The following is a 22,171-nucleotide window of genomic DNA, read 5'->3' on the forward strand; positions in this document are numbered from 1 at the left end:
CGGCAATCGACCAAACGGCCAACTTCGCACGTTCGCGTCGAAGCCACTGGTAAACTCGGGCAACCCAAGCAACAACTTCATGCCTGACCTATGACCACGCTGTCGCCCGAAGCCTTCGCAGGCCATACTCCGATGATGCAGCAGTATCTGCGCATCAAGGCCGATCATCCGGACACGCTCGTCTTCTACCGGATGGGCGACTTCTACGAGCTGTTCTTCGAGGATGCGGAAAAAGCGGCACGCCTGCTCGACCTGACCCTCACGCAGCGCGGTGCGTCGGCCGGCACGCCGATCAAGATGGCCGGCGTCCCGCATCACGCGGTCGAGCAATATCTGGCGAAGCTCGTGAAGATGGGCGAATCGGTCGCGATCTGCGAGCAGATCGGCGATCCGGCCACGTCGAAGGGCCCGGTCGAGCGCAAGGTCGTGCGCGTCGTCACGCCCGGCACGCTGACCGATGCCGCGCTGCTGTCCGACAAGAACGACGTCTACCTGCTCGCGATGTGCACCGGCCACAACAAGCGCGGCGTCGCGGTCAATATCGGCCTCGCGTGGCTGAACCTCGCGAGCGGCGCGTTGCGGCTCGCCGAGATCGAGCCCGAGCAGCTCGCCGCCGCGCTCGAACGCATCCGGCCAGCCGAAATCCTGACGCCGGACGGCGCGACCGACGCCCTTCCCGCCGGCGCGGGCGCAAGCAAGCGCGTGCCGGCCTGGCACTTCGACATCGCCTCGGGCACGCAGCGTCTGTGCGACCAGCTCGACGTCGCGAGCCTCGACGGTTTCGGCGCGCATTCGCTGACGAGCGCGTGCGGCGCGGCCGGCGCGCTGCTGCTCTACGCAGCGGCCACGCAAGGCCAGCAACTGCGGCACGTGCGCAGCCTGAAGGTCGAGAACGAAACCGAATACATCGGGCTCGATCCGGCCACGCGCCGCAATCTCGAACTGACCGAGACGCTGCGCGGCACCGAGTCGCCCACGCTGTATTCGCTGCTCGACACCTGCTGCACGACGATGGGCAGCCGTCTGCTGCGTCACTGGCTGCATCACCCGCCGCGCGCGTCGGTCGCCGCGCAGTCGCGCCAGCAGGCGATCGGCGCGCTGCTCGATGCACCGGCCAACGCAAGCCTCGATGCGCTGCGCAGCGCGCTGCGCCAGATCGCCGACGTCGAGCGGATCACCGGGCGGCTCGCGCTGCTGTCCGCGCGCCCGCGCGACCTGTCGAGCCTGCGCGACACGTTCGCCGCGCTGCCGGCGCTGCGCGAGCGCATCGGCGCGATCGTCGCGAACGCGGATGCGCTCGCGCGCGTCGACGCGGCGCTCGCGCCGCCGGCCGAATGCCTCGACCTGCTGACGAGCGCGATCGCCACCGAGCCGGCCGCGATGGTGCGCGACGGCGGCGTGATCGCGCGCGGCTACGATGCCGAGCTCGACGAGCTGCGCGACATTTCGGAGAACTGCGGGCAGTTCCTGATCGATCTGGAAGCGCGCGAGCGCGCACGCACGGGCATCGCGAACCTGCGCGTCGAATACAACAAGGTGCACGGCTTCTACATCGAGGTCACGCGCGGCCAGACCGACAAGGTGCCCGACGATTACCGCCGCCGCCAGACGCTGAAGAACGCCGAGCGCTACATCACGCCGGAACTGAAGACCTTCGAGGACAAGGCGCTGTCCGCGCAGGAACGCGCATTGGCGCGCGAGCGCGCGCTGTACGACTCGGTGCTGCAGGCGCTGCTGCCGTTCATCCCCGAATGCCAGCGCGTCGCGTCGGCCCTCGCCGAGCTCGACCTGCTGGCGGCCTTCGCCGAACGCGCACGCGCGCTCGACTGGGTCGCGCCGACCTTCACCGACGAGATCGGCATCGAAATCGAGCAGGGTCGCCATCCGGTCGTCGAAGCGCAGGTCGAGCAGTTCATCGCGAACGACTGCCGGTTCGGCGCCGAGCGCAAGCTGCTGCTGATCACCGGCCCGAACATGGGCGGTAAGTCGACGTTCATGCGACAGACTGCGCTGATTGCGCTGATGGCGTACGTCGGCAGCTACGTGCCGGCGAAGTCGGCGTGCTTCGGCCCGATCGACCGGATCTTCACGCGCATCGGCGCGGCCGACGATCTCGCGGGCGGCCGCTCGACCTTCATGGTCGAGATGACCGAAGCCGCGGCGATCCTCAACGACGCGACGCCGCAAAGCCTCGTGCTGATGGACGAGATTGGCCGCGGCACGTCGACCTTCGACGGCCTCGCGCTCGCGTGGGCCATCGCGCGCCACCTGCTCGCGCACAACGCGTGCTACACGCTGTTCGCGACGCACTACTTCGAGCTGACGCAACTGCCGGCCGAATTCCCGCAAGCGGCCAACGTCCACCTGTCGGCCGTCGAGCACGGCCACGGCATCGTGTTCCTGCACGCGGTCAACGAAGGCCCGGCGAACCAGAGCTACGGCCTTCAGGTCGCGCAGCTCGCGGGCGTCCCGGCGCCGGTGATCCGCGCCGCGCGCAAGCACCTCGCGTATCTCGAACAGCAGTCGGCATCCCAGCACACGCCGCAACTCGATCTTTTCAGCGCGCCGCCGGCGGCCGTCGACGATCTCGAATGCGCGGACGCGCCGGCGCTGCCCAACACGCCGCATCCGGCGCTCGAAAAACTGCGCGACATCGATCCGGACGATCTCAAGCCGCGCGAGGCGCTCGACCTGCTGTACGAACTGCGTACGCTGGTCCGGTCGCACGATGCCGACGGGCACGCGTAAGCGCATCGCGCGCGGCCTGCCGGCCCGCGCCGCCGCCGCGCTGGTCGCGGCGGTCCTTGCGCTGGCGCAGGCCGCTGCGCTGGCCGCGCCGCCCAAGCGCAGCGCGGCGCCCTACTCGTTCGCGGTCGTGTCGGGCGTCATCAACGTCCCGGCGGACGAACCGGCCGCACAGCGGCTGCTCGATGCGATCGCACGCGAGCGCAACCTCGCGTTCGTCGTCTACGCGGGCGATCTCAAAGGCTCGAAGGAAGCATGCCGCGACACGCTGTATGCGCAGCGCGGCGCGATCCTGGATTCGGCGCGCGTGCCGCTCGTGTTCATTCCCGGCCACGACGACTGGATCGCGTGCAGCACCGCGCCCGGCGGCGGCTACGACCCGGTCGAGCGGCTCGATTTCCTGCGGCAGACGCTGCTCGCCGACGCGGCGCTGCCCGATCCCGGCGCGCTGCAGATTACGCGGGAGAGCGAAGTCGCACGGTTCCGGCCGTATCGCGAAAACGCACGCTGGATGCGCGACGACATCGTCTACGTCGCACTCAATGCGCCGGCGCCGAACAACCATTATTTGACGGCGGGCGGGCGCAACGGCGAATTCGAGGATCGCATCGTCGCGAACGGCTTCTGGATCGACCACGCGGCCGAATATGCGAAGCGGCGCGAAGCGCGCGCGATGGTCGTGATTTTCGAAGGCGATCCGCAGTTCGAACGCTATGAACGCTCGGAGCGCTTCGCGTGGCTGCGTTTCAACCGGCCGCGCGTGCGCGACGGCTTCCGTGAGCTGAAACGAACGCTGGTGAAGGCGGCGGCGACGTTCCGCGGCCCGATCCTGGTGATGCACGCGAGCGGCGAACCGCTGGCGAACGGCTTTCTGATCGACCGTCCGCTGCATGGCGACGACGGTGAGCTGGTAGGAAACGTGACGCGCGTCGCGATCGGACCGCGCCATCCGGCGAATCAGTGGGTGAAGGTGAGCGTCTCGCCGGCGCGGCAGACGATCTTCAACGTGAGCCTGCAGGAGGTGCCGAAGAACCTGCCGGTGCCGCCCACGCTGCCGCTCGCGCCGCGCGACGACGTGCCGCTGCCGCAGATGCCGGAAATTCCCGCGCTGCCGGCGCTGCCCGACGCGTCGTCGGTCGCGCCGCCGCTGCAGGGCGACGGCGCCGCACCGGGCGGCGCGTCGTGGCCGGCACCATCCCCCGCATCGGGGCCGGCGCCGGGCCTGCCGGCAAGCTCAGTGCAGCGTACGCCCTGACGGCGCTTCGCCGTCTTCGTCGTCATCCTCGTCGACGATCTCGAGCCCTTCCGCGCCATGCGCGTGCTCGTGCTCGATTTCGTCTTCGGTGGCTTCGCGAACGTCCTTCACGGTCAGCGCGAAACGCAGCGCCATGCCCGCCAGCGGGTGATTGCCGTCGAGCACGACCTTGTCTTCGGCGATATCGGTGACCGTATAGATCAGCGAGTCGGCTTCCTCGTCACCGTCTTCCGGCGTGCCTTCGAACTGCATGCCCACTTCGAGCGGCTCGGGAAAACGGTCGCGCGGCTCGATCTTCACGAGCTCGGGATCGTAGTCGCCGAACGCGTCTTCCGGCTCGAGCTGGATCTGCGCCTGATAGCCCGCCTCGTGGCCGTCGAGCTGTTCCTCGATCTTGGGGAACGTGCCATCATAGCCGCCGTGCAGATAGACCATCGGCTCGTCGCTTTCCTCGATCAGATTGCCCTGTGCGTCAGACAGCTTGTAAGTGACCGACACGACGGTGTTTTTTGCGATTTTCATCCAATTCTCCCAAATACAAAACTCATTATACGATGCGCAACCGGTCTCAAGCCGAACCGCGGGATGCCGCTGCCGCCGCGCTCGGCGCGCCGCCTTCCGATCTTCCCACGCCGCTGCTCGGCGGCCTGACGCCGGCGCAATTCATGCGCGGCTATTGGCAAAAGAAGCCGCTGCTGATCCGCCAGGCGATCCCCGGCGTCGCGTCGCCGGTCACGCGCGATGCGTTGTTCGAGCTCGCCGCCGACTATGACGCCGAATCGCGATTGATCACCCATTTTCGTAACAAGTGGCAACTGTCGCACGGTCCGTTCGAACCCGACTCGCTGCCTGCCGTCACGCGCAAATCCTGGACCTTGCTCGTGCAGGGGCTCGACCTGCACGTCGACGCGGCCCGTGCTCTGCTTGACCGCTTCCGCTTCATCCCCGACGCGCGGCTGGACGACCTGATGATCTCGTATGCGACGGACGGCGGCGGTGTCGGCCCGCACTTCGATTCGTACGACGTCTTCCTGCTGCAGGTCGAAGGCCGGCGCCGCTGGCGGGTCGGCGCGCAGAAGGACCTGTCGCTGCAGCCGGACGTGCCGCTGAAGATCCTCGAGAACTTCGAGCCGAGCGACGAATGGGTGCTCGAGCCCGGCGACATGCTGTACCTGCCGCCGCACATCGCGCACGACGGCGTCGCCGAAGGCGAGTGCATGACCTGCTCGATCGGTTTTCGGGCCCCGTCCGCCGGCGAGCTGGGCGCGCAGTTCCTGTATTACCTCGCGGAGCGCGGCGGCCTGCGCGACGCGGGCGGCGACGACCTCTACCGCGATCCGAAGCAGCCGGCCGTCGATGCGCCCGCGCAACTGCCGCCGGCGATGGTCGACCGTGTGGCCGAGATCGTCGACGCGATCCGCTGGCGCAAGCGCGACGTCGCCGAATTCCTCGGCTGCTACCTGAGCGAGCCCAAATCGAACGTCGTTTTCGACCCGCCCGAGCGTCCGCTGTCCGAGGCCGCGTTCGTTACGCAGGCATCACGCCGTGGCGTGCGTCTCGACAGAAGGGCCGCATTGATGTATAACGCGCGCTCGTACTTCATTAATGGCGAGGAAGGTCCGCTCGAGCAAGCCGAGGAATGGCTGCCCGAACTGGCCAATCAACGCCAGATGGAGGCGAAACGGTTTGTAACACTATCCCGGGGTCCCTCGATGACAGCCTTGTTGCACGAGTGGTATCGTGCGGGCTGGATACGGGTCGGAAGCCGGAATTAGTGTGAGTCGCCCCGTATGCCCATGCAGATCAAATTCTGTATGGGAAAGACAACGTATTGACCCCGCATTTGTCGACGGTCGATAGGAAAGTGCATATAATTTCCGCCCAAGCCGTAGGGAAGATTCACGCTCTAAGAAGTGCATCTCCACCAGCGGCCCAGGTCGGTGTTGGAGCACATTACCGGTATTGTTTCGCGCTGTTGCTTACCTTTAACCATAAAAGGACGTGATCATGAAGAAATCCCTCCTCGTAGCTTCCCTGTTGGCTGCTGTTGCACTGGCTGCTTGCAACAAGAGCGCTGATCAAGCTGCATCGTCGGCTGCTAGCGACGCATCGGCTGCTGCTTCGTCGGCTGCTTCGGCAGTTGCTGGTGCTGCGAGCGACGCTTCGGCTGCTGCTTCGTCGGCTTCGGCTGCTGCGAGCGACGCTGCTGCTGCAGTGGCGTCGGCTGCTTCGGCAGCGACGGCTGCTCCGGCTTCGGGCGCAAGCCAGTAAGCCTTCAGCATCAGCTGAAAAAAAACCGGCCCGAGGGCCGGTTTTTTTACGTCTGCCGCTTTCGAATCGAGCGCCCGGCAGCCGCTTCGGGCCGCCGCAGCGGCCCTGCCCCGCTCATCCGAGCATCAGCCAGTCGAAGCCCGCGTCCTGCGAGGCCACGACCACGTCCTCCCCGTCCGTCCCGAGTACGCCGCCAAACGCCTGGCGGGCCAGTTCCGGCAGGTTGTTCTGCTGGCTCAGATGGGCCGCGACCAGATGCTGGAGACGGCTGCGCTCGAGCGACGCGAGGATGTCGGCCGCCGCGTCGTTGCTCAGGTGGCCGTGGTTGCCGCCGATCCGCGCCTTCAGCGACTGCGGATAGCGGCTCGCGGCCAGCATCGCGGTATCGTGGTTGGATTCGAGCACCAGCGCGTCACAGCCGCTCAGGACGGCCGTGATGTGCGGCGTAGCCCTCCCGACGTCCGTCAGCACGCCGAGCCGGCGGTTTCCGTCCATGAACACGAACTGGAGCGGTTCCCGCGCATCGTGCGGGACCGTATAGGGCATCACGGCCAGATCGCGTATCGCGGCCGTCTCGTCGCCCCACAGCACGTGGAGATCGACATCGGCCTCGTCCGCACCGACCGCGCGCGCGGTGCCCCAGCTCATGTAGAGCGGCAGCGACGCGCGGCGCGCGAGCGTCAGCGCGCTGCCGACGTGGTCGCTGTGTTCGTGGGTAATGAGGATCGCATCGAGATCGGCGATGCAGAGATTCAGTCGGCCGAGCCGGCGCTCGACCTCCTTGGCGGAAAAGCCGCAGTCGAGCAGCACGCGGGTGGTCGTCGTGCCGCTCGAGGCCTCGACGACCAGCGCATTGCCTTCGCTGCCGCTTCCGAGGCTGGCGAATCGCACGCGCTCAGTTCAGCTGCGCGTGCAGCAGCGAAATGATCCGCTGCGCGTCCGACGAGTTGTCGACCTGGCCGTTCGCGCCGATCACCGCCACCTGCGTGCCGCTGGCGCCTGCCGCGCGCACGTTGATCAGGTATTCCTTGCCGGGCTTGGCTGCCGACGGGCCGCCGTAGAACAGCTTGCCGAACAGGCCGTCACGCTTGAGCTCTTCCATCGAATTTGCATAGCGCACGGTGTAGACGCCCTTCTCGCGGTCGCGATTGTCGACCGTGAAGTTGGTCCGGTCGAGCGCCAGGCCCACGCGCAGCCACGCGCGATCGAACGACTCGGCCAGTTGCAGCGTCGCCGCGCCGCCGCTCGTGTCGCTGACCTGCGCCGGCGCCGTCGCCGGGCGCGCATCGGTCAGCAACTGCTTCGCCTGCGCGTCGGTCAGGCCGAACTTCTGCATCAGCTTCGACAGGAACACGGCTTCGAGCACCGGGTTGCGCGGACGCTCCTCCCAGCGCGACGACGTGCCGCCCTGCGGGCCGACCATCATTTCTTCCATCGCGCTATGCGTGATCGAGATGTCGGTGTTGCCGTCGGACGTGCGGTTCACGAGCGTGCGGAAGCGGTCGCGCGTGCCCGACGAGTACGCGAAATCGATGACCCGGCCGATCGTGCGGCGGAACCAGTCGTCCGGAATGTTCGCGCGGTTCTCGGCCCAGTCGGTAGCCATGATGCCCGTCGACGGCGCATCGGTCTTCAGCGAGAAGCCGTTCTCCTGCCAGAACTCCTTCAGGATCGGCCACAGCTGCTCGGGCGTGCGGCCGTCGACGACGAGCCAGCGGCGATCGCCGTCGCGCTCGATGTGCATGCCAAGCGGATCCTGCGCGCTCGGGATGCCGTCGGTCGCGTTGCCCGCTTGCGTCGTGGCCCGCGGCGGCAGCGTGCCGAGCCCTGCGTTGGTCGGCGGCGCGACGAACTGCTGCGTCGTCTGCACCGGCTTCAGGTCGCTCGGCACCGCGAGCGGCGGCGCCGAGCCGGTGTTCTTGTAGTTGACCCGGTCGGGGGCCAGGTAGTCGTTCAGCGTATCGCAGCCAGCGAGCGCGCCCAGCGCCAGCGCCACCACCGACAACTGGATGGCGCGAGAGGAAATGGCGAAACGTTTCATGAAATCCTTCGTCTTGCTAGAACGCTCGTCAGGAGCGGCGCCGGACGGAGCCGGCCGGTGCGGGTTGATCAGGGGTCGAGCCGGCGGCCGCAGGACGCGGCCGCGTCGGCATCAGGCGAGAACGCCGGCCTCGACGAGGGCCGAACGCACGGCATCGTGGCAGCGCTCGTCGAGCGCCGTGAGCGGCAGCCGGATGCCGCCCTGCATCTTGCCCATCGCCTGCAGCGCCCACTTCACCGGGATCGGGTTCGCTTCGATGAACAGATTCTTGTGCAGCGACAGCAGCTTCATGTGCAGTTCGCGCGCCGTTGCGACGTCGCCGGCCAGCGCCGCGCGGCACAGCTCGCTCATCGCGCGCGGCGCGACGTTCGCGGTCACCGAGATGTTGCCGTGGCCGCCGAGCAGCATCAGCGCGATCGCGGTCGGATCGTCGCCGCTGTAGATCGCGAAATGCTTCGGCGCGGCCTTGATCAGGTGCGCGGCGCGATCGATGTTGCCGGTCGCTTCCTTCACGCCGATGATGCCCGGCACCTGCGCGAGGCGCAGCGTCGTCTCGTGCGTCATGTCCGCGACCGTGCGGCCCGGCACGTTGTACAGGATCACCGGCAGATCGACCGCTTCGGCGATCGTCCGGAAGTGGCGGTACATGCCTTCCTGCGTCGGCTTGTTGTAGTACGGCACGACCTGCAGCGTCGCGTCCGCGCCGACGGCCTTCGCGTGCTTCGTCAGCTCGATCGCCTCGGCGGTCGAATTGCCGCCCGCGCCCGCGATGATCGGGATGCGTTTCGCCGCATGCTCGACCGCCGTGCGGATCATCAGGATGTGCTCTTCGACGCTGAGCGTTGCCGACTCGCCGCTCGTACCGACGACGACGAGCGCATCGGTGCCTTCCGCGATGTGCCAGTCGACCAGTTTGCGAAACGCCGGCAGGTCGAGACTGCCGTCTTCGAGCATCGGGGTGACGATCGCGGGGATGCTGCCGCGGATTTGAATGCCGTCTTGGGTGCCGTTAGCCATGAAACGCGATTGATTATGTACCGGTAAACATTGAGATTGTAGCGGATTAGCCGGGCAGTTCGTAACGTGGAATTCCCGCCCCCGCCTTCGGGGTCGCGCCCTCGCGCACTGCGCTAAGACGCTGGACGAATGCCTCGCGCGGCGCGGCGATGAAACCGTCCTCGTACGCGACCACCCGCAGGCGGCCCTGCACGGCGTCCAGCAACTCGCCCGGGGCGAGCAGGAACGCGGGGTTGGACGGTTTTCCGACCGTTTCGTTTCCTTGCGCGAAGGTTTCGTAGATCAGCACGCCGCCCGGCGCCACCGCGTCGAGCAGATGGGGCCAGAGCGGACGATGCAGATAGTTCGTGACGATCACGGCCGCGTACTGCTCGCCGGCCGGCAGCGGCCATGGCGCGCCCTCGAGATCGGCCTCTCGGGCATCGACACCCGGAATCGCGCGCAACGCGGCCAGCGCGGCCGGATCGCGGTCGAGCGCGACGACCGGATGCCCGCGCGACGCGAACCCGCGCGCATGGCGGCCACCGCCCGCGGCGACGTCGAGCACCGCGCCGCCGGCCGGCACGAGCCGCGCCCATTGCGCGACCCAGCGCGACGGCTCGGCCTGGCCGACGTGGCCGCCCGCGGCGGCGATGACGGATTCGCTCATGCGCCGGATCAGTTGTACGACAGGCCCATCGCGTCGCGCACGTCGCGCATCGTTTCCGTCGCGTACTTGCGCGCCTTGTCGCAACCGTCCGCGACGATCGCGCGCAGCAGCGACGGATCGTCCATGTACTTCTGCGCGCGCTCGAGCATCGGCTGCTGTTCGCGCAGGATGCCTTCGACGACCGGCTGCTTGCAGTCGAGGCAACCGATACCCGCCGAACGGCAGCCCTTCTGCACCCAATCGTGCGTCGCTTCGTCCGTGTAGACCTGGTGAAGCTGCCACACCGGGCACTTGTCGGGATCGCCCGGATCGGTGCGGCGCACGCGGGCGGGATCGGTCGGCATCGTGCGGACCTTCTTCGTGATCGTGTCGGCGTCTTCGCGCAGGCCGATCGTGTTGCCGTACGACTTGGACATCTTCTGCCCGTCGAGGCCCGGCATCCGCGACGCTTCGGTCAGCAGCGCCTGCGGCTCGACCAGGATGATCTTGCGCGCGCCTTCGAGATAGCCGAACAGACGCTCGCGGTCGCTCATCGACAGGCTTTGCGATTCCTGCAGCATCGCGCGCGCCTGTTCGAGCGCCTCGTCGTCGCCTTCCTGCTGATACGCGTTGCGCAACTCGTGGTAGAGCTTCGCGCGCTTGCCGCCGAGCTTCTTCGCGGCGTCGAGCGCCTTCTCCTCGAAACCGGGCTCGCGGCCGTACAGGTAGTTGAAGCGGCGCGCGATCTCGCGCGTCATCTCGACGTGCGGCACCTGGTCCTCGCCGACCGGCACGAGGGAGCCGCGATACAGCAGGATGTCGGCCGCCATCAGCACCGGGTAGCCGAGGAAGCCGTAGGTGGACAGATCCTTGTCCTTCAGCTTCTCCATCTGCTCCTTGTAGGTCGGCACGCGTTCGAGCCAGCCGAGCGGCGTGCTCATGCCGAGCAGCAGCGCGAGTTCCGCATGCTCGGGCACCTTGCTCTGGATGAACAGCGTCGCCTGCGCGGGATCGATGCCGGACGCGAGCCAGTCGATCAGCACGTCCCACACGTTCTTCTCGATGACCTCGGGCGTCTCGTAGTGCGTCGTCAGCGCATGCCAGTCGACGACGCAGAAGAAGCACGGGTACTCGGACTGCAGCTTCACCCAGTTTTTCAGCACGCCGTGGTAATGGCCGAGGTGCAGCGACCCGGTGGGTCGCATGCCGGAGAAAATACGTTCTGGGAACATGATTGTCGTTAGAAAAGCGAGGCGAAGGGAGACAGGACGGCGCTCAGGACGGCGTAGCCGACATTGACGAGCGGACGCAGCCAGAAGTTCGTCAGCACGCCCGTCGTGACGAGCACGAGGACGATGATGAAACCGTACGGCTCGATGCGCGACAGCGCGATCGATTGCCTGGTCGGCAACAGCGCCGCCAGGATGCGGCCGCCGTCGAGCGGCGGCAACGGAAACAGGTTGAGCACGCCGAGCACGAGGTTCGCGCTGACGCCGGCGAACGCCATCCGCGTGAAGAACGGCTCGTCGACGCCGACGGCCGGCAGCACGAGGGTCAGCAGGCCCCAGACGAGCGCCTGCACGAAGTTGCAGGCCGGGCCCGCGAGCGCGACCCATAGGCTGCCCCAGCGCGGATTGCGCAGGTTGCCGAACGATACCGGCACCGGCTTCGCATAGCCGAACAGGAACGCGCCGCCGGTCAGGAAGTACATCGCCAGCGGAATGGCAATCGTGCCGAGCGGGTCGATGTGGCGCATCGGATTGAACGACACGCGCCCCATCGCGTACGCGGTGTTGTCGCCGAGCAGGCGTGCGGCGTAGCCATGCGCGGCCTCGTGCAGCGTGATCGCGAAGATCACGGGCAGCGCATAGACGGCGATGGTCTGTATCAGGGAAGCATCCATATCGCGTTATTGTAACAAGCGCACTCGCGCAAAAATGAACGGCGCGCTCATGCGGCCGAGAGGCCGAACGGTTCGAGCGCGCCGCGCCCCGCGCGGATGAGTTCGGGCGCGTCGCCGGTCAGGTCGATCACCGTCGACGGTTCGCGCGGGCACGCGCCGCCGTCGATCACGAGGTCGACCTGTTTCTCGAGGCGCGTGCGGATTTCCTCCGGATCGTTCAGCGGTTCGTCGTCCGGCGGCAGGATCAGCGTCGTGCCGAGCAGCGGCTGGCCGAGCGACTCCAGCAGCGCGAGCGTGATCGCATGATCGGGCACGCGCAGCCCGATCGTCTTGCGCGACGGGTGCGACAGCCGGCGCGGCACTTCCTTCGTCGCCTGCAGGATGAACACGTACGGGCCCGGCGTCACCGACTTGATCTGCCGGTACTGGCGGTTGTCGACCATCGCGAAGTTGGCGAGCTCCGACAGGTCGCGCACGAGCAGCGACAGATGCTGCTTCTCGTCGAGGCCGCGAATCCGGCGCACGCGCTCGACCGCATCCTTGTCGTCGAGATGGCACGCGAGCGCATAGCTCGAATCGGTCGGCATCGCGATCACGCCGCCCTTGTTGACGATCTCCACCGCCTGCTTGATCAGGCGCGGCTGCGGATTATCCGGATGAATCCTGAAGAACTGGGACATGGGGACACGTAAAGAGGGAGAAGTCGGATGCGCGCATCGGCGGCAACGCGGGCGGCCCGAAGCCGCCCGGCGTCAGAGCCAGCGCTCCCAGACCGGTGTCAGGTCGGGCGGCAACGGCGGCAGGCTGCCGAGCTCGATGCGGCCCTCGCCCGGCGCATGGAAATCCGAGCCGCGCGACACTTCGAAGCCGAAGCGGCGTGCAACGTCCGCATATTCGCGGTACTGGTCGGGCGTGTGGCTGCCCGTGATGACCTCGATCGCGCGGCCGCCGAGATCGATGAACTCGCCGAAGAACGCGTCGAATTCGACCGGCGTATAGCGATAGCGGCCCGGATGCGCGACCACCGCTTCGCCGCCCGCCGCGCGGATCCAGCCGACCGCGTCGGACAGCGACGCCCAGCGATGCGGGACGAAGCCGGGCTTGCCGTCGCCGAGCAGGCGATCGAACACGTCCGACGTCGATTCGGCGTGGCCGTTTTCGACGAGAAAGCGCGCGAAGTGCGTGCGCGAGATCAGGTCCGGGTTCGACACGTATTTCAGCGCGCCTTCGTACGCGCCGGGAATGCCGAGCGTCGCGAGCTGCTCGGCGATCGCCAGCGCGCGCGCCGCGCGGCCGTGGCGCGTGCGGTACAGGCCGTCGACCAGCGCCGGATGGGCGGGATCGATGTGCAGACCGACGATGTGCACGGTGCGCGATGCCCACGTGACCGAAATCTCGACGCCGCTCAGGTAGCGCATGCCGAGCGCTTCCGCCTCGCTGCGCGCCGCCGCCTGGCCGCCGATCTCGTCGTGATCGGTCAGTGCCCACAGGGTCACGCCGCCCGCATGCGCGCGGCGCGCGACGTCGGCAGGCGACAGCAACCCGTCGGAAACATTGGAATGGCAGTGGAGATCGGCGTTCATTATCGGCATCGCAGGTAAGGCCTCATTCTACTGCAACGCCGCAATTGCGCCGCCCGGCCGCCGTGCCACCGGCGCCACGCGCCTATGCGCAGAACGCCTCGATCAGCGCCGCGATCTGCTCGGGCTGGTCGTGATGCACCATGTGGCCGGCATCCTCGATGAGCTTCTCGCGCCAGTCGGGGAACGCGTTGAAACGCGCCTTGAATTCGGGCAGCGGGATGTCGCCGGCGATGTAAGCGAGCGTCGGCGAATTGACGGCCTCGACGTGCAGCACCTTCGCGCGCACCTGCTTCCAGGTCGCCATCACTTCGTCGAGCCGGTATAGCAGCGGACCGGGCATCTTGTGCGCCGGGTCGGCCAGCAGGTGGTAGAGGCCGTCGTCGCCGCGTTTCGACCAGTGCGCGGCGAGAAACGCGGCGCGGCGCGGGTCGAGCCGCGGATTGGTCTTGATCAGGCGCGCCGCCACGTCGTCGAGGGATGCGTACGGCCGCAGCGCGGGCGGCTGGCGCAACTCGTCGAGCCAGCCGCGCAGCCGGCGCGGCGCCTGTTCGGCGCGGGCCGGCGCGAGCCCGAACCCTTCGAGATCGACCACCCGCCGCACGCGCTCCGGCCGCGCGCCGGCATACAGGCACACGACGTTCGCGCCCATGCTGTGTCCGACCAGATTCACCTCGCCGGTCGGCGCATAGCGGTCGACGAGCGCATCGAGATCGGCCAGGTATTCGTGGAACCAGTAGTGGCCGCCGCCCTGCCGCGCGACCGGCCAGTCGGACAGCCCGAAGCCGCGCGCATCGGGCGCGATCACCTGCCAGTCGCCCGCGAGCGCATCGACGACGAACTGGAACGACGCCGCGACGTCCATCCAGCCGTGCAGCATGAACAGCGTCGGCGCATCGGGCCGGCCCCAGCGCCGCACATGCAGCTGGACGCCGCGCACCGTGACGAAATCGGAAACAGAACTCGAGGCAGTCATTGCAGCCGCTCAAAAAAGAATGGTCGTTCGATTATAGCGGCGCCCCGGCTCCGGCGGCCCGCGATCGAGGTACCGCTCTAGCGGCGAGGTCGTTCCGGCGCCGGCCGGCAGATGGCATCGATCCGGTGCGCGAGCCTGCCGGCGGCCGTCCGGACGCGACCGACCGCGATCCGGCTAATGCGCGGGACGCCCGTCCGCCGCGTCCTGCGCAGCCAGTTCGTCGAGTTCGGCCTGATCGAAGCCGGCATCGCGCCGCGCATCGAAATTGAACGGGCCGCGCAGTCGCGGCGCGTGGTACTGCTCGGCGAGCTGCCGATAGGTCGGCACGGGATCGCGCCCGGCCGCGTCGCACAGATGACGGAACCAGCGGTTGCCGATCGCGACATGGCCGATTTCGTCGCGCAGGATCACGTCGAGGATCGCGGCCGACGCATCGTCGCCCGCCTGCACGAGCCGCGCGCGGATCGGCGGCGACGCGTCGAGCCCGCGCGCCTCGAGCGTCCGCGGCACGAGCGCCATGCGCGCGAGCACGTCGTCCCTGGTCCGCTCGCACATCTCCCACAACCCGTTGTGCGCGGGAAAATCGCCGTACGCATGCCCGAATCCGTCGGCGAGCCGGTCGGACAGCAGCGTGAAGTGATACGCCTCCTCGGCCGCGACCTTCAGCCAGTCCGCGTAGAACGCGTCCGGCAGGCCCGCGAAGCGCCAGACTGCGTCGAGCGCCAGGTTGATCGCATTGAATTCGATATGGGCAAGCGCGTGCAGCAGCACGGCACGCCCTTCCGGCGACCGCATGCTGCGCCGCTGCAGTTCGCGCGGCTCGACGAGCGGCGGCCGCGCCGGGCGCCCGGGCAGACCGGCCGGTTCGCGCAATTGAAGCGCCGGCGCGATCGCGGCCTGCCCGGCCCGCAGCGCATCGTGCAGCGCGCGCACCTGCGCGGCCTTGGCCGCCGGCTCGGCAATACGCAGCGCGTCGAGCGCCACGCTGCGCACACAGGCGGGCGCCGGGCCGAAAGAAGAAGACACGATGCTCATAAACGGGGACACCTTGCGTACGCGTCGCGGGAGCACAGGCACGCGACGGTTTACAATATGCGTTTGTTCCGCGGCGCCAGGCGCCGGGCAAACCGGACGCGCCATTCTACCGGCGCCCATCATCGAAGAGACAAGGAGACCCCGTGACGATCTACAAGCTGGGCGATACGGCCCCGACGATCCACGAAAGCGTATTCGTCGCCGATACGGCAGCCATCATCGGCAAGGTCGTGCTCGAGGAAAACGCGAGCGTGTGGTTCGGCGCGACGATTCGCGGCGACAACGAGACGATTACGGTTGGCGCCGGCAGCAACGTCCAGGAAGGCGCGGTCCTGCATACCGACCCGGGCTTTCCGCTGACGGTCGCCGACAACGTGACGATCGGGCACCAGGCGATGCTGCACGGCTGCACGATCGGCGAAGGTTCGCTGATCGGGATTCAGGCGGTGGTCTTGAATGGAGCGGTCATCGGCCGCAACTGTCTGGTCGGTGCCGGCGCGGTCGTGACGGAAGGCAAGACGTTCCCGGACAACTCGCTGATTCTCGGCGCACCGGCGAAAGTCGTGCGCGAGCTGTCGGCCGAAGACGTCGCGCGGCTGCGCGCGAACGCGAAGACGTATGTCGAGCGACGCGCGCATTTCAAGGAGCAACTCGTGCGGATCGGGTGATCCGCACGGATTTCAAGGAAGAAGAGTGAGCGACCAGTTACAGAAATTCATGTTCAATGCGGCGCCCGTGCGCGGCGAGATCGTTTCGCTGCGCAACACGTGGCAGGAAGTACTCGCCCGCCGCGACTACCCTGCCCCCGTGCGCACGGTGCTCGGCGAGATGATGGCCGCGTGCGCGCTGCTGTCCGCGAACCTGAAATTTCACGGCACCCTGATCATGCAGATCTTCGGCGACGGGCCGGTCCAGATGCTGGTCGTCCAGTGCGGGTCCGACCTGTCGATGCGGGCCACCGCGAAGTTCGCCGGCGACGCCGCGCAGACGATCGGCGACGACACGCGCTTCGCGTCGCTCGTCAACGCGAGCGGCCACGGTCGCTGCGTGATCACGCTCGACCCGGCCGACAAGCTGCCGGGCCAGCAGCCGTACCAGGGCATCGTGCCGCTGAACGGCGTCGACGGCCCGCTCGAATCGGTGTCGCAGGTGCTCGAGCACTACATGCATCATTCCGAGCAGCTCGACACCCGGTTGTGGCTCGCGGCCGATCGCGACCGCGCGGTCGGGATGCTGCTGCAGAAGCTGCCGGGAGACGGCGGCATCGTGCCGCGCAACGCCGAAACCGATATCGACACGTGGGAGCGCGTGTGCACGCTCGGCGCCACGCTGTCCGCGAAGGAGCTGCTCGAGGTCGAACCGGAAGTGGTGTTCCGCCGGCTGTTCTGGCAGGAAAACGTGCAGCACTTCGAACCGGCCGGCACGCGCTTCCAGTGTTCGTGCTCGCGCGAGAAGGTCGGTGCGATGCTGCGCATGCTCGGTCGCGAGGAAGTCGACAGCGTGATCGTCGAGCGTGGTCATGTCGAGATCCACTGCGAGTTCTGCAACCAGCGCTACGAATTCGATCCGGTCGACGTCGCGCAACTGTTCGCGGCGCCCGGTGTCGAAACCGGCATCGCACCCGCGACCGACCAGCGTCACTGAGTCGCGCGTGAGCCGCATGCCCGTGCCCACCAGCGGCACGGCGCGGGCGCATAATGACGCACGAGCGCCGCACGCGCGGTTCGAGCGCCGGAGGCACGGCCTTCGGCGCCAGCCGCTTTCCGCGGTCGGCGCGCCGCAGGAGAAACACATGAATCGCCGCCCCTTTTGCACCGTCCGCACCGTCGTCCTGACGAGCATGGCCGCCGGCACGCTCGCGCTTGCCGGCTGCGCGATGCCACCGCCGACTGCCACGATCCTGAGCCGCCTGCCGGAACCGGGTGCGTCGGGCGGCCAGCCGCCCGTGCTGTCGAGCGCCGAACGCAAGCGCTACGACGAGATCGACCGGCAGGTGCTGCGCGAGCAGAACAGCGCGATGGCGGCCGAAGCGGCCGCGCGCGCGTGGGCCTATTACTCGCCGCCGCCGGTGACGGTCTACGGCGGCTACTACGGCGGATGGGGCAATCGCTGGGGCACGGGCGTCGGTTACGGCTACCCGGGCTGGTGGTGGTGAACGGGCGTCGCCCGAGCGATTGACGACTGGCAGGAAATAAAAAAGCGCGGCATTTCCCGCGCTTTTTCAATGGATTCGACGTACCGCGCTCAGTGATGCGCCGGCTTGCCCTTGTCGCCGCCGTGATGCCGCGACGGCTTCGCGATCGACTGCGGATTCGGCACGACCCGCACCGGCGCCGCGGACACGGCGCCGCGCGTCGACGTATTCGACGGCGTGGTGTTCACCGGTCCTGCAGGTGCATTCGGCGACACGAACTGCACGAATACTTCGCCGTCCTTCACCATGCCCATCTCGTAGCGCGCACGCTCCTCGATCGCCGCGGTGCCGCTCTGCAGATCCTGCACTTCGCCGGCGGTGCGCTCGTTGCGCAGCTTCTCGTCCGCGTTCTTCTGCAGCTGGTCGTCGAGCTGCTGACGCAATTCATGCACCCGCAGCCAGCCGCCGTGTCCCCACCATAGGGGGTACTGAATGAGCGCCAGCAAGGCAATCAGGACGACAGTGACAAGCCGCATGTAAGAGACGCAGATATAAGAAGCGCCGCTCCGCGCACAGGCACAGAGCGGCGTCGAGATGACGAACCCGATAGTAGCGCGTTAGCGCAGGTTATAGAAAGCCGATTTGCCCGGGTAGCTCGCGATGTCGCCGAGATCTTCCTCGATACGCAGTAGCTGGTTGTACTTCGAGATGCGGTCGCTGCGCGACAGCGAACCCGTCTTGATCTGACCGGCGTTCAGGCCGACCGCGATGTCCGCGATCGTCGAATCTTCCGTTTCGCCCGAGCGGTGCGAGATCACGGCCGTGTAGCCCGCGCGCTTCGCCATTTCGATCGCCGCGAACGTTTCGGTCAGCGTACCAATCTGGTTGATCTTGATGAGAATCGAGTTCGCGATGCCCTTCTCGATGCCTTCCTTCAGGATGCGCGTGTTCGTGACGAACAGGTCGTCGCCGACCAGCTGCACCTTCTTGCCGAGGCGATCGGTCAGCAGCTTCCAGCCGTCCCAGTCGCTTTCGTGCATGCCGTCCTCGATCGACACGATCGGGAACTTGTCGGCGAGCGTCGCGAGGTAGTCGGCGAATTCGGCCGACGACAGTTGCAGGCCTTCGCCCGCGAGCTGGTACTTGCCGTCGTGGTAAAACTCGGATGCCGCGCAGTCGAGCGCGAGCAGCACGTCTTCGCCCGCACGGTAGCCGGCCTTCTCGATCGCCTGCAGGATCGTCGACAGACACTCGTCGTTGCTGCCGAAGTTCGGTGCGAAGCCGCCTTCGTCGCCGACCGCCGTGCTCATGCCGCGGTCGCTCAGGATTTTCTTCAGCGCGTGGAACACTTCCGCGCCGCAACGCAGCGCTTCACGGAACGTCGGCTGGCTGACCGGGACGATCATGAATTCCTGGATGTCCAGGCTGTTGTTCGCGTGCGCGCCGCCGTTGACGATGTTCATCATCGGCACCGGCAGTTGCATCGCGCCCGACCCGCCGAAGTAGCGGTACAGCGGCAGGCCGGCCTCTTCGGCGGCAGCCTTCGCAACGGCCATCGACACGGCCAGCATCGCGTTCGCGCCGAGGCGCGACTTGTTGTCGGTGCCGTCCAGCTCGAGCAGCGTCTTGTCGAGGAACGCCTGTTCCGACGCGTCGAGGCCCATGATGGCTTCGGAGATTTCGGTGTTGATGTGCTCGACCGCCTTCAGCACGCCCTTGCCGTTGTAGCGGCCGGCTTCGCCGTCGCGCAGCTCGATCGCTTCACGCGAGCCGGTGGACGCGCCCGACGGCACCGCCGCGCGGCCCATCGTGCCCGATTCGAGCAGCACGTCGCATTCGACGGTGGGGTTGCCGCGCGAATCCAGAATCTCGCGGCCGATGATATCTACGATTGCACTCATGGGTTTCCTCTGAGAATGACGATGGATTCTTCAAACTGCGACGGCGTGCGTGCCGGAACCGCTTTCGCTACAGACGCGCGAAGCCGTCGCAAGGTTCATTCGATCTTTAATTGAAATCGTTTTCCAGGAACGGATTGCGCTTCACCGCCTGGTCGAGCGTGACGAGCGTCTCCAGCAGCGCGCCCATCCGGTTCAGCGGCACCGCATTCGGGCCGTCCGACTTCGCCTCGGCCGGATTCGGATGCGTTTCCATGAAGAGGCCCGCGACGCCCGTCGCGACCGCCGCACGTGCGAGCACCGGCACGAATTCGCGCTGGCCGCCCGAGCTGGTGCCCTGCCCGCCCGGCAACTGCACCGAGTGGGTCGCGTCGAACACGACCGGCGCGTTCGTCTCGCGCATGATCGCGAGCGAACGCATGTCCGACACGAGATTGTTGTAGCCGAACGAGACGCCGCGCTCGCACGCCATGAAGCGGTCTTCCGACAGGCCGGCTTCACGCGCCGCGTCGCGCGCCTTGTCGATCACGTTCTTCATGTCGTGCGGCGCGAGGAACTGGCCCTTCTTGATGTTGACGGGCTTGCCCGAGCGTGCGCATGCATGGATGAAATCGGTCTGACGGCACAGGAACGCCGGCGTCTGCAGCACGTCGACGACCGACGCCACCTGCTCGATCTCGTCGATCGAATGCACGTCGGTCAGCACCGGCAGGCCGAGCTGACGTTTCACCTCGCCGAGGATCCGCAGCCCCTCGTCCATTCCGAGGCCGCGAAACGACTTGCCCGAACTGCGGTTCGCCTTGTCGTAGGACGACTTGTAGATGAACGGGACGTTCAGCTTCTCGCAGATCTCCTTCAGGCGGCCGGCCGTATCGATCGTCATTTGCTCCGATTCGACGACGCAGGTACCCGCGATCAGGAAGAAAGGCTGGTCGAGACCGACCTCGAAATCGCACAGCTTCATGCTTGCACTCCGCGCGCTTGCTTGTTGGCGAGCGCGGCTTCGACGAACGACTTGAACAGCGGATGACCGTCACGCGGCGTGGACGTGAATTCCGGGTGGAACTGGACGCCGACGAACCACGGGTGCATCGAACGCGGCAGCTCCATCATTTCCGGCAGATCCTCGCTCGGGGTACGGGCGCTGATGATAAGGCCGCCGGCTTCGAGCTGGGGCACGAAGCGGTTATTGACTTCATAACGGTGGCGATGGCGCTCGTTCACGTCCTTGCCGTAGATTTCTTCCGCCATCGTGCCCGGCTTGATCGGGCAGCGCTGCGAACCCAGGCGCATCGTGCCGCCGAGGTCGGATTCCTCGGTGCGCGTCTCGACCTTGCCTTCGCGGTCGTACCATTCGGTGATCAGCGCGACCACGCGCTCCGGCGTGTCCGCGTCGAATTCCGTGCTGTTCGCCTGCTTCAGGCCGACGACGTCGCGCGCGAATTCGATCACCGCGAGCTGCATGCCGAGGCAGATGCCGAGGTACGGCACCTTCGACTCGCGTGCGTAGCGAACCGCGGCGATCTTGCCTTCCGTGCCGCGACGGCCGAAACCGCCCGGCACCAGCACGGCGTCGAGATGCTTCAGGCTGTCGACGCCGTTCGTCTCGAGCTCTTCCGAGTCGATGTATTCGATGTTGACCTTGGTCGACGTGTGGATCGACGCATGGCGCAGCGCCTCGATCAGCGACTTGTACGACTCGGTCAGGTCGACGTACTTGCCGACCATGCCGATCGTCACTTCGTGCTGCGGGTTCTCGAGCTTCTCGACGAGCGCCGACCACATGCTCAGGTCGGCATCCTTCGGCGACAGCTTCAGCTCTTCGCAGATGATCCGGTCGAGGCCCTGGTCGTGCAGCATCTGCGGAATCTTGTAGATGCTGTCGGCGTCCCACACCGAGATCACCGCGTCTTCCGGCACGTTCGAGAACATCGAGATCTTCTTCGATTCGTCGTCCGGAATGCGGCGATCCGCGCGGCACAGCAGCACGTGCGGCAGGATGCCGATCTCGCGCAGCTTCTGCACGCTGTGCTGGGTCGGCTTCGTCTTCAGCTCGCCGGCCGTCGCGACGTACGGCACGAGCGTCAGGTGCACGAAGCACGCGCTGTTACGGCCGAGGCGCAGGCTCATCTGGCGTGCTGCCTCGAGGAACGGCAGCGACTCGATGTCGCCGACCGTGCCGCCGATCTCGACGATCGCGACGTCCGGCTCGCCGCAGGTGGCCGATGCCGCCCCGCGCTCGATGAACGCCTGGATTTCGTTCGTGATGTGCGGAATGACCTGCACGGTCTTGCCGAGATAGTCGCCGCGGCGTTCCTTGCGGATCACCGATTCGTAGATCTGGCCGGTCGTGAAGTTGTTGGCCTTGCGCATCTTCGTGCTGATGAAGCGCTCATAGTGGCCGAGGTCGAGGTCGGTCTCCGCTCCGTCTTCCGTCACGAACACTTCGCCGTGCTGGAACGGGCTCATCGTGCCGGGGTCGACGTTGATGTAGGGATCGAGTTTGAGGAGGGTGACTTTCAGACCGCGCGATTCGAGGATCGCGGCGAGAGAGGCGGCGGCAATACCCTTGCCGAGGGAAGAAACTACGCCGCCGGTGACGAAAACATATTTGGTCATCGCTGGATGCTCGCGGGAAAAACGGATTATACCGTAAAGCCCGCCCTTCTCTCAGCAATTGGCGTGATG

22 protein-coding genes and 1 pseudogene are annotated in these 22,171 nt (G+C 66.9%); 7 read left to right on the top strand and 16 right to left on the bottom strand.

Annotated elements, in window-relative coordinates; genetic code table 11:
- Nucleotides 1-90 precede the first annotated feature (90 nt).
- Both mutS and HWX55_RS27475 read left to right on the top strand, forming a co-directional pair.
- Nucleotides 91-2,748 carry a DNA mismatch repair protein MutS gene (mutS, locus tag HWX55_RS27470; RefSeq protein ID WP_175977995.1) on the top strand — a complete coding sequence of 886 codons (2,658 nt, stop codon included), beginning with the start codon at nucleotides 91-93 and terminating at the stop codon, nucleotides 2,746-2,748.
- A complete protein-coding gene (locus HWX55_RS27475; protein ID WP_175977996.1) occupies nucleotides 2,729-4,000 on the top strand; it encodes a hypothetical protein in 1,272 nt (423 codons plus the stop codon). The genes mutS and HWX55_RS27475 overlap by 20 nt, the downstream gene beginning before the upstream one ends.
- On the opposite strand, the gene HWX55_RS27480 is transcribed toward HWX55_RS27475, so the two are convergent.
- Nucleotides 3,980-4,522 (bottom strand): peptidylprolyl isomerase, encoded by a 543-nt coding sequence (locus HWX55_RS27480; RefSeq protein ID WP_011694320.1) that lies wholly within the window; start codon nucleotides 4,520-4,522, stop codon nucleotides 3,980-3,982. The two genes, HWX55_RS27475 and HWX55_RS27480, sit on opposite strands and share 21 nt — an antisense overlap.
- A 32-nt stretch (nucleotides 4,523-4,554) precedes the next feature.
- Between HWX55_RS27480 and HWX55_RS27485 the strand changes: the two genes are divergently transcribed.
- Nucleotides 4,555-5,775 (top strand): cupin domain-containing protein, encoded by a 1,221-nt coding sequence (locus HWX55_RS27485; protein ID WP_175977997.1) that lies wholly within the window; start codon nucleotides 4,555-4,557, stop codon nucleotides 5,773-5,775.
- Between the two features lie 56 nt (nucleotides 5,776-5,831).
- Nucleotides 5,832-6,078, top strand: a pseudogene (locus HWX55_RS36420) (hypothetical protein).
- 20 nt (nucleotides 6,079-6,098) lie between these two features.
- Here HWX55_RS36420 and HWX55_RS27490 read toward each other — a convergent pair.
- The 11 genes from HWX55_RS27490 to HWX55_RS27540 form a co-directional block, all read right to left on the bottom strand.
- Nucleotides 6,099-6,263, bottom strand: coding sequence for a hypothetical protein (locus HWX55_RS27490; RefSeq protein WP_162838119.1), 165 nt, complete (start codon nucleotides 6,261-6,263; stop codon nucleotides 6,099-6,101).
- Nucleotides 6,264-6,385: 122 nt separating this feature from the next.
- Nucleotides 6,386-7,162 (bottom strand): MBL fold metallo-hydrolase, encoded by a 777-nt coding sequence (locus HWX55_RS27495; RefSeq protein WP_175977998.1) that lies wholly within the window; start codon nucleotides 7,160-7,162, stop codon nucleotides 6,386-6,388.
- Between the two features lie 4 nt (nucleotides 7,163-7,166).
- Complete coding sequence (gene bamC, locus HWX55_RS27500) at nucleotides 7,167-8,312, bottom strand: outer membrane protein assembly factor BamC (RefSeq protein WP_050012983.1); 1,146 nt, start codon at nucleotides 8,310-8,312, stop codon at nucleotides 7,167-7,169.
- 111 nt (nucleotides 8,313-8,423) lie between these two features.
- Complete coding sequence (dapA, locus tag HWX55_RS27505; protein ID WP_175977999.1) at nucleotides 8,424-9,329, bottom strand: 4-hydroxy-tetrahydrodipicolinate synthase; 906 nt, start codon at nucleotides 9,327-9,329, stop codon at nucleotides 8,424-8,426.
- A gap of 46 nt (nucleotides 9,330-9,375) precedes the next feature.
- Nucleotides 9,376-9,978: a class I SAM-dependent methyltransferase gene (locus tag HWX55_RS27510; RefSeq protein WP_175978000.1), complete on the bottom strand. Its 603-nt coding sequence runs from the start codon at nucleotides 9,976-9,978 to the stop codon at nucleotides 9,376-9,378.
- A gap of 8 nt (nucleotides 9,979-9,986) precedes the next feature.
- Complete coding sequence (locus HWX55_RS27515) at nucleotides 9,987-11,189, bottom strand: tryptophan--tRNA ligase (protein ID WP_089484235.1); 1,203 nt, start codon at nucleotides 11,187-11,189, stop codon at nucleotides 9,987-9,989.
- 8 nt (nucleotides 11,190-11,197) lie between these two features.
- Entirely contained in the window at nucleotides 11,198-11,860 is a 663-nt protein-coding gene (locus HWX55_RS27520; protein WP_175978001.1) for a site-2 protease family protein, read from the bottom strand.
- Nucleotides 11,861-11,907: 47 nt separating this feature from the next.
- Nucleotides 11,908-12,540, bottom strand: coding sequence for an L-threonylcarbamoyladenylate synthase (locus HWX55_RS27525; protein WP_050012987.1), 633 nt, complete (start codon nucleotides 12,538-12,540; stop codon nucleotides 11,908-11,910).
- A gap of 72 nt (nucleotides 12,541-12,612) precedes the next feature.
- The gene (locus HWX55_RS27530; RefSeq protein WP_034178618.1) at nucleotides 12,613-13,443 is read right to left on the bottom strand and encodes a 3',5'-nucleoside bisphosphate phosphatase; all 831 of its coding nucleotides are present in this window, start codon (nucleotides 13,441-13,443) and stop codon (nucleotides 12,613-12,615) included.
- Nucleotides 13,444-13,525: 82 nt separating this feature from the next.
- On the bottom strand, nucleotides 13,526-14,416 hold the full coding sequence (locus HWX55_RS27535) for an alpha/beta fold hydrolase (RefSeq protein ID WP_175978002.1): 891 nt from the start codon (nucleotides 14,414-14,416) through the stop codon (nucleotides 13,526-13,528).
- A gap of 174 nt (nucleotides 14,417-14,590) precedes the next feature.
- Nucleotides 14,591-15,451, bottom strand: coding sequence for a ferritin-like domain-containing protein (locus tag HWX55_RS27540; RefSeq protein ID WP_175978003.1), 861 nt, complete (start codon nucleotides 15,449-15,451; stop codon nucleotides 14,591-14,593).
- A gap of 143 nt (nucleotides 15,452-15,594) precedes the next feature.
- Between HWX55_RS27540 and HWX55_RS27545 the strand changes: the two genes are divergently transcribed.
- The 3 genes from HWX55_RS27545 (at nucleotide 15,595) to HWX55_RS27555 (ending at nucleotide 17,606) form a co-directional block, all read left to right on the top strand.
- On the top strand, nucleotides 15,595-16,119 hold the full coding sequence (locus tag HWX55_RS27545) for a gamma carbonic anhydrase family protein (protein ID WP_175978004.1): 525 nt from the start codon (nucleotides 15,595-15,597) through the stop codon (nucleotides 16,117-16,119).
- Nucleotides 16,120-16,144: 25 nt separating this feature from the next.
- Entirely contained in the window at nucleotides 16,145-17,095 is a 951-nt protein-coding gene (gene hslO, locus HWX55_RS27550; protein ID WP_050012991.1) for an Hsp33 family molecular chaperone HslO, read from the top strand.
- Nucleotides 17,096-17,243: 148 nt separating this feature from the next.
- Nucleotides 17,244-17,606: a hypothetical protein gene (locus HWX55_RS27555; RefSeq protein ID WP_089488589.1), complete on the top strand. Its 363-nt coding sequence runs from the start codon at nucleotides 17,244-17,246 to the stop codon at nucleotides 17,604-17,606.
- A gap of 89 nt (nucleotides 17,607-17,695) precedes the next feature.
- Here the strand turns inward: HWX55_RS27555 and ftsB are convergent, their stop codons facing one another.
- The 4 genes from ftsB to HWX55_RS27575 all read right to left on the bottom strand — a co-directional run bounded on the left by ftsB (nucleotide 17,696) and on the right by HWX55_RS27575 (nucleotide 22,102).
- Nucleotides 17,696-18,121 carry a cell division protein FtsB gene (gene ftsB / locus HWX55_RS27560; protein ID WP_011549473.1) on the bottom strand — a complete coding sequence of 142 codons (426 nt, stop codon included), beginning with the start codon at nucleotides 18,119-18,121 and terminating at the stop codon, nucleotides 17,696-17,698.
- Nucleotides 18,122-18,202: 81 nt separating this feature from the next.
- Complete coding sequence (eno, locus tag HWX55_RS27565) at nucleotides 18,203-19,486, bottom strand: phosphopyruvate hydratase (RefSeq protein WP_175978005.1); 1,284 nt, start codon at nucleotides 19,484-19,486, stop codon at nucleotides 18,203-18,205.
- Between the two features lie 106 nt (nucleotides 19,487-19,592).
- Nucleotides 19,593-20,447 (bottom strand): 3-deoxy-8-phosphooctulonate synthase, encoded by an 855-nt coding sequence (gene kdsA, locus HWX55_RS27570; RefSeq protein WP_006478405.1) that lies wholly within the window; start codon nucleotides 20,445-20,447, stop codon nucleotides 19,593-19,595.
- Entirely contained in the window at nucleotides 20,444-22,102 is a 1,659-nt protein-coding gene (locus HWX55_RS27575; protein WP_175978006.1) for a CTP synthase, read from the bottom strand. Before HWX55_RS27575 ends, kdsA begins: the two co-directional genes overlap by 4 nt.
- Nucleotides 22,103-22,171 lie beyond the last annotated feature (69 nt).

Origin of the sequence: Burkholderia sp. BCC1047, assembly GCF_902833155.1 — a bacterium.
GTDB classification, from domain to species: Bacteria; Pseudomonadota; Gammaproteobacteria; order Burkholderiales; family Burkholderiaceae; genus Burkholderia; species Burkholderia sola.